Source organism: Winogradskyella sp., from assembly GCF_013213975.1.
Lineage (GTDB): Bacteria > Bacteroidota > Bacteroidia > Flavobacteriales > Flavobacteriaceae > Winogradskyella.
On record NZ_JABSST010000084.1, the window covers coordinates 1 to 12,850 of the forward strand.

The 12,850-nt window shown below is 35.1% G+C and carries 11 protein-coding genes and 1 pseudogene; 1 reads left to right on the top strand and 11 read right to left on the bottom strand.

Annotated features, from left to right (window positions below):
- Positions 1–87: 87 nt before the first annotated feature.
- The 3 genes from fumC to HRU49_RS12220 form a co-directional block, all read right to left on the bottom strand.
- On the bottom strand, positions 88–1,485 hold the full coding sequence (gene fumC, locus HRU49_RS12210; protein WP_296357565.1) for a class II fumarate hydratase: 1,398 nt from the start codon (positions 1,483–1,485) through the stop codon (positions 88–90).
- A 95-nt stretch (positions 1,486–1,580) separates the two neighbouring features.
- Positions 1,581–2,243: an ABC transporter ATP-binding protein gene (locus HRU49_RS12215; RefSeq protein ID WP_296357567.1), complete on the bottom strand. Its 663-nt coding sequence runs from the start codon at positions 2,241–2,243 to the stop codon at positions 1,581–1,583.
- Positions 2,244–2,290: 47 nt separating this feature from the next.
- A complete protein-coding gene (locus HRU49_RS12220; protein ID WP_296357570.1) occupies positions 2,291–4,852 on the bottom strand; it encodes a DUF5916 domain-containing protein in 2,562 nt (853 codons plus the stop codon).
- A 220-nt stretch (positions 4,853–5,072) separates the two neighbouring features.
- Here HRU49_RS12220 and HRU49_RS12225 point away from each other — a divergent pair, with 220 nt between their 5' ends.
- Complete coding sequence (locus HRU49_RS12225) at positions 5,073–5,345, top strand: hypothetical protein (RefSeq protein ID WP_296357572.1); 273 nt, start codon at positions 5,073–5,075, stop codon at positions 5,343–5,345.
- A gap of 53 nt (positions 5,346–5,398) precedes the next feature.
- Here the strand turns inward: HRU49_RS12225 and HRU49_RS12230 are convergent, their stop codons facing one another.
- The 8 genes and pseudogenes from HRU49_RS12230 to serC form a co-directional block, all read right to left on the bottom strand.
- The gene (locus tag HRU49_RS12230; RefSeq protein ID WP_296357574.1) at positions 5,399–5,983 is read right to left on the bottom strand and encodes a type 1 periplasmic binding fold superfamily protein; all 585 of its coding nucleotides are present in this window, start codon (positions 5,981–5,983) and stop codon (positions 5,399–5,401) included.
- Between the two features lie 60 nt (positions 5,984–6,043).
- On the bottom strand, positions 6,044–8,440 hold the full coding sequence (locus HRU49_RS12235; RefSeq protein ID WP_296357576.1) for a TonB-dependent receptor: 2,397 nt from the start codon (positions 8,438–8,440) through the stop codon (positions 6,044–6,046).
- Between the two features lie 51 nt (positions 8,441–8,491).
- On the bottom strand, positions 8,492–8,767 hold the full coding sequence (locus HRU49_RS12240; protein ID WP_296357578.1) for a hypothetical protein: 276 nt from the start codon (positions 8,765–8,767) through the stop codon (positions 8,492–8,494).
- A 125-nt stretch (positions 8,768–8,892) separates the two neighbouring features.
- Positions 8,893–9,387 carry a DUF6787 family protein gene (locus tag HRU49_RS12245; RefSeq protein WP_296357580.1) on the bottom strand — a complete coding sequence of 165 codons (495 nt, stop codon included), beginning with the start codon at positions 9,385–9,387 and terminating at the stop codon, positions 8,893–8,895.
- 28 nt (positions 9,388–9,415) lie between these two features.
- Positions 9,416–9,853, bottom strand: a complete 438-nt coding sequence (locus tag HRU49_RS12250) for a DUF6146 family protein (protein WP_296357582.1) — start codon at positions 9,851–9,853, stop codon at positions 9,416–9,418.
- Positions 9,854–10,052: 199 nt separating this feature from the next.
- Positions 10,053–10,703, bottom strand: a complete 651-nt coding sequence (locus HRU49_RS12255; RefSeq protein WP_296357584.1) for a DUF937 domain-containing protein — start codon at positions 10,701–10,703, stop codon at positions 10,053–10,055.
- Between the two features lie 104 nt (positions 10,704–10,807).
- Positions 10,808–11,758 (bottom strand): D-2-hydroxyacid dehydrogenase, encoded by a 951-nt coding sequence (locus HRU49_RS12260; protein WP_296357586.1) that lies wholly within the window; start codon positions 11,756–11,758, stop codon positions 10,808–10,810.
- 13 nt (positions 11,759–11,771) lie between these two features.
- Positions 11,772–12,833 (bottom strand): annotated as a pseudogene (gene serC, locus HRU49_RS12265) (3-phosphoserine/phosphohydroxythreonine transaminase).
- Positions 12,834–12,850 lie beyond the last annotated feature (17 nt).

The window sequence follows — 12,850 nt, forward strand, 5'->3', positions numbered from 1 at the left end:
TTTCATAACAGTTGGATTGATTCAATTATAATATAGAAAATATATATTGGATCCTACGTTTAATCGTTGAAATTAGACACTTCAACGTTATTTTAAACTTCCTACCATATCTTCAGGTTTAACCCATTCATCATATTCTTTGGCCGTTACGTAGCCTAAATTAATGGCTTCTTCTTTTAAGGTAGTTCCGTTTTTGTGCGCAGTATTTGCAATTTCGGCAGCTTTGTAATATCCGATTTTTGTATTTAATGCCGTTACTAGCATCAAGGAATTGTTTAATAATTGCTTAATTACCGAATGATTTGGTTCAATACCATTTGCGCAATTTTCTTCAAAGCTTACACAGGCGTCACCCAATAATTGCGCGGACTGTAATAAATTTGCTGCCATCATTGGCTTAAAAACATTAAGTTCATAATGACCTTGTGTTCCTCCCACTGTTACTGCTACATCATTTCCCATAACTTGAGCACATACCATGGTCAGTGCCTCGCACTGGGTTGGATTAACCTTACCTGGCATAATAGAACTTCCTGGTTCATTAGCAGGAATAATTATTTCGCCAATTCCAGAACGTGGTCCAGAAGCCATCATTCTAATGTCATTGGCTATTTTATTTAGTGAGACAGCTAATTGTTTTAGGGCACCATGTGTTTCAACAATAGCATCATGTGCCGCAAGTGCTTCAAATTTGTTGGCCGCAGTTACAAAAGGTAATCCGGTAAACTCTGCGATATATTTTGCCACAAGGACATCATACCCTTCAGGTGTGTTTAATCCTGTTCCAACGGCGGTACCTCCTAATGCTAATTCACTTAAATGAGCTAATGTATTTTCAAGTGCTTTTAATCCATGGTCTAATTGAGATACATATCCTGAAAATTCTTGTCCTAATGTTAATGGTGTCGCATCCATTAAATGCGTACGTCCAATCTTAACACAATCTTTAAAGGCAATAGACTTATTATGAAGCGTATTTCTTAATTTAATAACCCCAGGAATGGTAGTTTCAACGATCTTCTTATAGGCTGCGATATGCATTCCGGTAGGGAAGGTGTCATTTGATGATTGCGACTTATTGACATCATCATTGGGTTGAATTGTTTTTTCCCCTTCGCCAATTACCTTTCCAGCCAATTGATGCGCTCTATTGGCAACAACCTCATTCACATTCATATTACTCTGTGTGCCAGAACCTGTTTGCCAGATTACCAATGGAAATTGATCATCGTGTTTTCCTTCTAAAATCTCATCACACACCTGCGCTATTAAATCACGTTTGTCCTTGTTTAAAACTCCAAGATCAGCATTTGTATAAGCAGCCGCTTTCTTTAGGTAAGCAAACCCATACACTACCTCTAATGGCATTGAAGCAGGTGCACCAATCTTAAAATTATTTCGAGAACGTTCTGTTTGCGCTCCCCAAAGTTTATCGGCAGGTACTTTTACCTCACCCATTGTATCTTTTTCTATTCTGTAAGACATGATTTTGTAATTTTTAAAAGCATTGCAAAATTACTCAATTTAAGCATTTTTAGAAATGGATTTTAACCATTTATTTAGGGAAGTCTATTTAGTAATTATTCCAGAATTTTACCATCCACCATAGTAAGTTTTCGGTCAGCCATATTGGCCAGGTCTTGGTTGTGAGTGACAATGATAAACGTTTGTTTAAACTCATCTCTTAGTTTAAAAAATAGATTATGAAGTTGTTCTGCTGATTCGCTATCTAAATTTCCAGAGGGTTCATCTGCGAAAATAATTTTGGGTTGATTAATCAAGGCTCTTGCAACCGCAACGCGTTGTTGTTCTCCTCCAGACAAGCTATTTGGCTTATGATGAATACGCGCTTTTAAACCTAAATAGTCTAATAAATCCTTAGCGCGATTTTCGGCTTCAGCTTTTGAAATATTATTTATGAATGCTGGAATACAAACATTCTCTAAGGCAGTAAACTCGGGGAGTAATTGATGAAATTGAAAGATGAAACCAATATTTTTATTTCTAAACTTGGCTAATTCTTTGTGATTTAATACCTCTGTAGGTTCACCATTGATGACCAACTCTGTGTTTTTGGTGTAGTCTGGTTTATCTAAGGTTCCTAAAATTTGAAGAAGTGTTGTTTTACCAGCACCCGAGGCTCCTACAACTGAAATTACCTCACTTTCAGAGATAGAAAGATTTACACCTTTTAAAACATGTAAATCACCGTAAGATTTATGAATATTAGTTGCCTTAATCATATACGAAAACGAAAATACTATTTTAATATGAGTATTTGATTAATTAATTAAGGAAGTATAGTATTGGAATGTAAACCACTATTAAATCCATTGGTAAAGTCATTATCATAACTTTGGTTATAGTTATTGTTTAAGATTTGGACTTGTCGGGTTTGGTGCAAATCCTTCTTTTTAAAGGTAGATTTTAATTTATTGAAATCAATAAAGTATTGCACGCGAAGAGAGAAAATATTCTGCATGGGTTGATTAAACAAAGTATCTATACTTTCTGAAAAACTATCATCGGAGTTTTCATCAAAGTTAAAAATCTGGTTTCTGTAAAGCGCTGTTATGAAACTGCCAGGTGCAAACTGCCAAGAGTAGCTCAAATCAATATTCCAAGTACTAAAATTAATGTTAGGATTAGAACCAACATTATCAAGATTGAAACCAGACGTAGTCGTTAATCTACCATTATCTTGTAAGGTGAATAGATCATAATCGTAGTTAACCGTATCCCAGTAGTACCTGAATGTTAATCCTAAGGAGTGAAAAGGGTTAAAGGTGTAATTTCCCGAAAGCGAGTTAGTAACAATTTGTCTATTGCGTTCACCAAAAATAGGTTCATCATTAACTGCAGTAGCATATCCGCGATCACCATTTCTGTAGTTAAAGGATAACCCATAGACCAATAGTAACTTGTCAGACACTCTAACGCGTGGCTCAATATTAAAATCGTAGGTAAATAAATCACGACCGTCTTCAAAAAGTGTTCCTATGTTGGCTCTGGCGTCAATAGCAAAAAACTTATTATAATTGGTAGAAATCCACCCACCTGTTCTTACAAAGTTTTCAAAAATAAAAGGTCTACCATCTCGAGATTCAAAAAAGTCATACTGTTTCCCGGGCTCAATATTTAATCTAAAACCGTAAGCATCTAGTTTTTTTGTAAAAGCGCGATAACCTCCACCAAAATTAAAACGCGAAAATGTATTGGGATGTACCAATCTGCGATAATTAGTAAAGAAATTAAATCTATAACGATTTAATTTGCCTGATGGCTCAAAGGTCTCATAGGAAAAATCCATTCCAAAATCATTTCGATTATTTCTAAAATTTAGTCCTAAATCATTGATTTCGTATTTCGTATCTGCAAAACGGTGATCAAAACTATATCTAAAGTTTCCAGCGACTTTACCAATAAACATAAACGTGTTAAAACCTGTCTCTGATTCTGAATTTTGGTAATTTACATTACTCATCCTTAGAGCCGTATCAAATCTGTATGTGTTTTTTTTATTGACAAGGTTAGCGACTAAGGCCGTTACATTGCCATCTCTAAATTCACCTTCACGTAAAACATTGGTGTTAATGATACTTATGGCAGAATTACCCCCAAACTGCTTATCGACCACTAAAATATTGTAGTTTGTGAAAGGCTCAACCACTTCTTGACGAGATTCACCAGTATCTGTATTTGTAATAGTGGCAAAGGTTTTTTCTGTAATAGCATTAAAAAGACCAAGGCCCCAACCGTCTTTAGTTCTTCCGGATACTTTGATAGCATTTAAAACCTTTACTTCGTTAGGGACATCTGCAGATTCGTTCTCTGCTAAATCAAGTTCACCGCTAGGTGCACCTCCTACACGTCTTGAAAAAAATAAGTCGCCTTTAGAAAATAGATCTACTCCTTCGGTAAAAAATTGACGCTGTTCTGAGAATGTTTGTTCAAAAGGCCCTAAGTTGAGTTCTAAATTATCAAATCCAGCCTGACTAAAATCGGGCACTAATGTAGCATCTAGGGTAAAATTATCTGTTATTCCATATTTAACATCCATACCAAAACTAAGTGTGGTTTCTGTTTCTCCGTCAAAATTGTCAAGAATCCCAGTAGTAAAAGGGTAAAAAATGAGTCGAGTAGGAGGTTTAAGACCACTAAGCCCATGAAGTTCCCCATGATAGAGGCCAAAATTACCTTTAGTGGGATCTATGGGATTCCATGTATACTGCGCTCTGTCTCTTCTAAATTGCCTGCTGAATTGAATTCCCCAGATTGGATTGTCTTCTTCTGCAAAACGCAGTGTACGGTAAGGAATTTCCATTTCAAGGCTCCAGCCATCATCATTAATTTTAACTGCACTTTGCCATACAGCATTCCAACTAAAATCTTCACCGATGCTTGGGTTAGCAATAGCATCTGCCTGTTGACCCGAGCTAAACACGACGAAATTAGTGTCATTCTGAGCATCATTATTTGGATTGAATATCACAGAAAAAAAATCGGTCTGCCCAAAGTTATCGCGATTGGTAAGCTGCTTCATTATGAGTTTAGGGTCATCATATAGGTAAGCAGCGACATAAATGGCCTTGTCATCATAGGTCATTTTAACTTCAGTACGCTTTTCCTTTGTAAGGGTATTACCAATTTCAGGGCGGAATTGTATAAAATCTGTCGCAATATCAGCGTTTTGCCAAATTGCTTCATTGAGAATTCCGTCAATCTTAGGTATTTTGTTAGTTCGCCTAATATTGAGTCTTTTTTTATTCGGAGGTGGGATTGAGTCACTCTGCCCTAATAACACAAGAGAACTGCAAAGGTACAGTAATGTTAGTACTGATCTCAGATTCATAAGGTTTGATTGATGATGCCTCAATATTTGCTTAAAGACAAGAATATTTAGCGGTTGTTATTCATTTGACTGGCAAAATTAAGTTGTCCAAATGCGACTTGCTCCTAATTAAAAGTTAAAAAGAACTAACAGATGTTAATACGATTTATGCCAGACTGACTCAGAACAAAATTTGGAATACTTTTTGATCTATTTAAAAGGTTAATAATTAAATTAATACATGAAAAAATACCAAAAACTGATACTAGGATTACTGTTTGATGGCATGGGTTATGTATCTCTAATATTTCCACCTTTTGATTTTATCTGGGCGCCTTTATCAGCTTATTTAATGACAAGAATGTATAAAGGAAGAGAGGGTAAAGTTGCAGCGGTTGTTTCTTTTGTAGAAGAGGCTTTACCGTTCTTTGACGTAGTGCCTACCTTTAGTCTTATGTGGTGTTATACATATATTCTATTTCCTGCAAAACCTCAAATTGTTAAATCTCAATAAATAAAAAAGGCTGAAACTATGTTTCAACCTTTTTTATGAATTAAATAGTTCTATTAGTTAATAACAACACCAGAAAATGTAATGTTGAAGTCTTCAGAACCACCAGTTGCAGAACCAAACTCATCAGAATCATCCACAGTTGATGGTTCATGGATTAATCGGATTTGTAAATTTCCAAAACTTGATGCACCAGCAATCCAAGTCGTGTTAACACCTAATTTACTTCCGTCAGGTCCATCAATATCACTTGCATCTCTAGTCATTGTTAAGTTAAGTCCGTTTACTGCGTAAACAAAAAAGTGCTCATCTGCTTCAGGGATAATATCACCATTTAATACATCTTCCGCTGGTGATTCAGATTCATTTAATAATCCAATAGTTAAAGCATAAGAAGCTCCAGGAGTAAAGCTACCAATAATTGTTTCTGTAGACAAACCGTCTTCTAAACCGTCTGGTGCAACACTAGACATTAAAACTACATCACCAGGATTAGTAGTGTTGGTAAATGTTAAAGTTAAGTTTGTAATTAACTCTTCTTCATTTACTGGTGCAGGATCGTCGTCATCAGAACAAGATGTGAATGAACTTACAAGTGCTAAACATAGCATTGTTTTAAACAAAAATTTAGTTGTTTTCATGGCATTTAAATTTAAATAATTGATTTTCATTGTTTTAAAGTTTTAATTGTTATGTTTTATTTAATAATTAAGTTGTAATTGTAATGTGAAATTTCGTCCCAAATCGTCTGCAAAAAATCGTAAGCGATTTAAATAATTTCGATAAGATTGGTCAAATATGTTATTTATACCTAAACCAATATTTAATTTTGTTTTGTCGCTCAAGTCAAAAGTGGCTTCACTATAAAAGTGAATCAAATTAAAAGCAGCAGGAGGAGTGCTAATATCAATCAAGACCATCTCCTCTGTTAATTGATCTTCTACTTCAAAATTAAAGTCTGGAAATTCGTTTTGTTCAAACACCCATTCTGATTTTAAGGATGCTGAAAAATTATTCCAATTAGAGTTGGTATATCTAATTTGATTGATTGTGCTAAACGGTGGCATATCGATAAGTGCCATATCAGTTTCCACATCATACCCTTTGGTTAAGGAGCTTTTATTTGAAAATTGTATTTTATCAGATATGTCATAAATCACGGTGAGATCAATACCGTAAAGCTCAGCGTCAGTTTGCTGATATTCCCAAATAGGAAACGGCCCTCTTCCTGTTAATATAAAGTCGAATGGTCTGAGATAAATAAAGTTGTTTATACGATTATAAAATACTTCGGATAAAACACGCAATCTATCAGTATTATAAGAATGGGATAACGATAATCGATTAGATACTTCTTTATCAAATCTTATATCACCTAATTCAATTCTAGCTGCACTGTGGTGTAATCCATCACTAAATAATTCACTCGGATTTGGTGGTCTACTCGCTAAACTGTAGTTAAATAACAATCGATTTTCATCGTTTAAATCAATCCTAACACCAGCTGATGCTGATATGTTATGAAAATTAAATATTGGATTTGTAAGATACTGGGTTGGAAATTCTTCTATAATAATATCTGCAAAATCTTGATCGTAATTACGTTCTTCCCACCGCGATTTTAAATAGAATTTTTTTGCGTCTATATGCACATAATCGTAACGCAGACCTCCATCAAGAATTAAATTATCTTTTAATTTCCATTCGGTAGTTATATAAGCACCAAAATCATATTTATCATAATCTGGAATAAGACGTCTAACGCCAGTATCTGGATTAGCAAAATTATTCTGATAACGACCTAAGATTCCGAATTTGACTTTTCTATCAAGGTTAGAATCTAAGTTCACATCTGCTAGAAAAGAATGCGTTTGCAGCGTTAAGTCGATGGCAGGAATATTGCGTCGGTCTCCAATTCTAACATCAAACTCTAATCGTTGATTGTATTGATAGTCGTATTGTACAGATATTTTCCCAAAACCTTGAAAGCGTTTGTAGTAGTTGGCCTTTGCTAAATGATGTGTTATTTCTTGTTTTGGTGCATTAATATCATAACTAAAGTCTCTAATTAATAAAGGTTGTCCCGAATTTATGGCGCGTTCTATATCAAATACACTACCAATATGAGAGGCACCGAGAATACCTATTTCATTATCTAAGTAACTATAGTACACTTCAAAACCAGATTCAAAGTTTCTTTTTCCAAAACGTCCTGCAAACCCTTTAGAATCTAATCCCGTATTTGTTAAGTAGTAATCAGGTGCTTTAAAATCCCCATTTCTTTTATACGATGCTTGGACCTGAGTAAACCATCCTGAACTATAGTTCTTATTTAAAGTGGTTGTAATATTATACCCGCGACCGTTGGTTTGTCCTCCTAAAATGGTTCTACCATATAACGTATCTATATTTATTGTTCTTGATGGGTTTATTATAACAACACCTCCAACTGCATCACCTCCATAAGCCAAGGCGCCAGAACCCTTAATAACCGAAATTTGTCCAGCATTATTGATATCAATATTTGGAGCATGTTCTATTCCCCATTCTTGATCTTGTTGTCGCACTCCATTATTCATGATTAATATGCGACTACTGTGTAAACCATTTATCATTGGTTTAACAATAGTATTTCCAGTATTAATAGAGGAAACTCCAGGAACTTCTTTTAAAGCATCCCCTATGCTTAAACTGCTGTATCGCTCTAAAACATCGGTTTTAATTAAAGTTTCTTGTGCGGTTTTGGTCGTAGTTTGTTCTTTTGCTTTAACCGTAACTTCACTCAGCTCTTCTAAATGATGTTCTAGACTGATTAATTTATATGTATTACCATCAACTTCGATATTCACGACTTTTGTCTTACAAGCAATATGAGATACTTCAATCTTGTAGGTTTGTTTACATAGATTCTTGAACTCAAAATTTCCTTGTTCATCTGAAATTGTGATCTTATTTGTACCAATAATTTGAATTGTAGCATTTTCTAATGTAGTATTGTCATGAAAGTCTGAGATTTTACCTGTTAAGACGCTATTACATTGTTGAGAGGAGCCAAAACTAGTTATTAGTATAAATAAGATTAGAAAGATATTCTTCATTACTTATTTATAATATCTTGTTAACTGATCTTTTTACTAATTGTTGACTTATTAAATTAAGGCTGGCGGAGCTTTATTTCTATTGCGGTTATAAAACTGTTGTTCCGCTAATTCGTCATTACCAGAAAAATTCTCGGTTTTAACGCGTTGCCATACCTGCAAATTGTTTTCATAAGAAAACTCTAAACTATTATTATAGTCTAAATTATGAAGTTGTAAAGCGAAATGGCAAAGCTCGCAAGGTAGTTCTTGCTCTTCATCATTATTACCACTACATGAGTCTGTAAGATGATTTTGAACCTCCTTTTGATGAAGGTAAGTGTGCACGTTAAGAACATTACTACTTAGTAATATTGTTAAAAAAAAGAGAGCTATTATCTTTAAAAATTCGTTCTTCATGCAATCGATAGCAAACCTATTGATATTCCTAAACTAAAGATGTTAATGAAATCTTAATTTTTGCCCTTATTTGGATTAAATCTTCGCAACATTTTCTTTTCAAACTCCCAGAAAAACTGGAATTGACCAAATAACCAACCAAAGGTAACTAAAAGGATTTGGTAAAAGATCAGACCGACAACGATAAAAAGTACCCAATACAATATAGGATTAAGATTGTCTTGAGTGATACCTATTAATTTCATAGCGGGTCTACCCACAAACATCGAAGATGAGCCAGTAATTGCAAAAACGATGAACACACGAATCATTTCCCATCGATATTGTAGAACCCATTTGGCCTCTAGCTTTTTAAACAAATACAGTGTAAGTCTCAATAAAGCGTAGAAAACAGGAATTGCAGCTAGAATAGCTACAACAAAGTGAAATTCACTTAAGAATGCCTTAGTGAGTTTGTAAGACGAATATCCCAATCCTAAAAGACCTAAAAAGGGAAATAATAACTGCCAATTTTGTTGTATTTCCCAATCTTTTTTAAATTTTTCCATAACAGCATTTATCGTGCTGCAAATTTACCTAAATTCTAGGAACGAAGGAACTCAATTGCTGTTTATATTTGAGCTGAAAGAATAAGAAGTAATTGTACAGTTTATAATTAACTTCATAGCCATAATCTGTATTGGTATCATAGTCTATACGCAATTGATAAAGCCCAGGATCATATACTTGCGGTTGTAAATTTCTTTGATTCCAAGCTTGTACAAGTACCGCATTGCGTGCTTCTAACCAACTCTGAGAATGAAAGCCTTCAGGTCGCGCTGTACTTAATAGCCAAGTGTTAAATCCTGGCTCTATAATAATGATCTCATAATCGGTTTCATCTCCACTAATCGATACGGTATCGTTTTCTACCAGACCACTGTCATTACCACGAATAATGATTTGCGACGTATTGTAAGACTTACAGCTCGCAATTAGAATAATGAGAACAATGAAAGGATAAATCTTTTTCATAATCTTAAAGGTAATAAATTTTTGAATGTATTGTTGTTTGTTATTAATCATTTAACACTACAAATCAATAGCTTTTAAAGCTCAACAACTAGCGATAATGAGCAACTGGTCTTTTTCAATGCGTAAACTCTAATTATTACATAGGGTATAAAAAAAAGCAGCTCAAACGACTGCTTTGTAGGGAAATATTTTTAGGTTATTACTTTCCAAACAATCCACCTAATAGGCCTCCAAGACCGCCTTTTTTCCCAGCGCTACCATCTAATAGCATTCCAGCAACATCATCTATAACGCTTCCATCTCCATCTGAGTCTAAAACTTGATCTAAACAGGTTTGTTCTTGAGTTACTGGGCCCGAATTACTTGCACCGCCTAGAAGACCTTGTAAAAGCCCCCCAAGATCGCTCTGGGTACTTACATTATTTTGTTTTGCTTGTTTCCCTAAAACACCCATTAATATTGGGGTGGCTACATTTAATATGTTAGTAACAGAACTCGTGTCTAAGCCAGATTTTTGACCAATAACTTGTTGCACACCTTGTTGTCTGCTACCTAAAACATGTGCCAAAATTTTGCTACCATCAGTTTTGACATTTTCGTCAACACCACCTTCAAAAAATCCACCAAGATTATCTAAAATGCTACCATCGTGTTTGTTGGTAAGCGCACTCATCAGGCCATCTGCACCTTCTGGTGTCGCAGCATTTCGTTCCATAGCCTTCATAAGAACTGGTAGTGCCATAGTTAACGCACTATTTGTTCTTGTCTTATCCGTTCCTGTTGATCCAGCAACACCATCAATGACAGCCTTACCTAAATCACTACTTAATAGGTCTAAAATTCCCTTCATGTTGTATTATATGATTAAGATTAACTTTTCTAAGGACGTATAAGGTACAAAAAAAGTCCCACAGACGTAGGACGCGATATTATCTATTAGGTCATAATTTTTATTTAACCAAGAATACTAATAATCTGATCTGCTAATTCTACACCAATTCTATCTTGCGCTTCATTAGTGGCTGCGCCAGTGTGTGGAGTTAATGATAACGCAGAATTCATAAGTAACTGAATTTCTGGCTGTGGTTCTTTTTCAAAAACGTCTAAAGCTGCTCGAGCCACTTTACCGCTTTCAATGGCTTTAACTAAAGCAAATTCATCTAATACACCGCCTCTTGCTGCATTAGCAATGATAACACCATCTTTCATTTGACCAAATTCCTTCTCACCAATCACATAATCCTTTTGTGCAGGAACGTGAAGTGTTAAGAAATCTGCTTGCTTTAAAACATCCTCCTTAGAAATAGTCTTAATTTCAAAGTTGACTTTTTGCCCATCAAAAAATTCTAACTCTAAATCCGCTTTTTCCATAAATGGATCAAAAGCAGCAACCTTCATACCTGCACCAATTCCAATTTTTGCAGTGGCTTGACCGATACGTCCAAAGCCTAAAACACCTAAAGTTTTTCCTTTAAGCTCAGTGCCTTTCGCATAAGCCTTTTTCAATGCCTTGAATTTAGAATCTCCTTCTAATGGCATGTCACGATTTGAGTTATGTAAAAAACGTGCTAAGCCATAAAAGTGTCCAAATACCAATTCCGCTACAGAATGCGAAGACGCTGCAGGTGTATTAATAACCTGTATACCTTTTTCTCTAGCGTAGTCTACATCAATATTATCCATACCAACACCGCCACGACCAATAACCTTAAGGCTAGGGCAGTTATCAATAATATCTTTTCTAACTTTAGTTGCACTTCTAACTAAGAGTACCGTTACTTCATTCTCATTAATGTAGTTTTGAAGTTGCTCTTGTGCTACATTGGTCGTAATTACTTCGTATCCTGCTGCTTCTAATGCAGAGACACCACTTTTCGAAACACCATCGTTTGCTAATACTTTCATTTGTCTGTATTCTTTATGCTTTACTTTCTAAATCACTCATTACTTCTACAAGCACCTTAACGCTATCTAAACTTAAAGCGTTATACATAGATGCTCTATAGCCGCCAACACTTCTGTGACCATTTAAACCATTGATACCAGCTTCTTTCCACATCGCATCAAAAGTTTCTTTAAGGTTTTCATTCTCTAAAGTAAAGGTTGCATTCATATTAGAACGGTCTTCCTTAACGGCGAATCCTTTAAATAACGGGTTCAAATCTATTTCAGAGTATATAAGGCGTGCTTTCTTTTCGTTTTCTTCTTCAATGGCTTTAATACCACCTTTATCTTTTAACCATTGCATGGTTAACATTGAGACGTACACGGCAAATACAGGCGGAGTATTAAACATACTACCTTTACCAATGTGTACTTTATAATCCATCATAGATGGAATCTTACGAGATACCTTTCCTAAAACATCTTCTTTAACTACCACTAAAGTTGTTCCAGCAGGACCCATATTTTTCTGCGCACCTGCATAGATAATATCAAACTGCGAAAAATCTAACTGACGCGAAAAGATATCACTACTCATGTCACAAACCATAGGAATTGGTGAGTTTGGAAAACTCTTCATCTGTGTTCCAAAAATGGTGTTGTTAGACGTACAGTGGAAGTAGTCATAATCTTCAGGAATGTCGTAACCTTTAGGAATATAATTAAAGTTAGCACTCTTAGACGATGCCACTTCGTAAATATCATCGTAAATCTTAGCCTCTTTAATCGCTTTATCACTCCAAGTTCCAGTGTTTAAGTATCCAGCTCTTTTTTCTAATAGGTTTAAAGCCACCATTAAGAATTGCGTACTTGCGCCTCATTGTAAAAACAAAGCTTTGTACCCTTTACCCTCTAGACCAAGTAATTCTAAGGCTAATGCTCTGGCATTTTCCATTATGTCTACAAAAGGCTTACTACGGTGGGAAATCTCAATAAGAGATAATCCGTTGTCATAGTCTACAACAGCCTTTGCTGCTTGTTCCATTACTGATTTTGGCAATACGCAAGGTCCTGCACTGAAGTTATGTCTTTTCATGAAAATTGTGTTTTAAT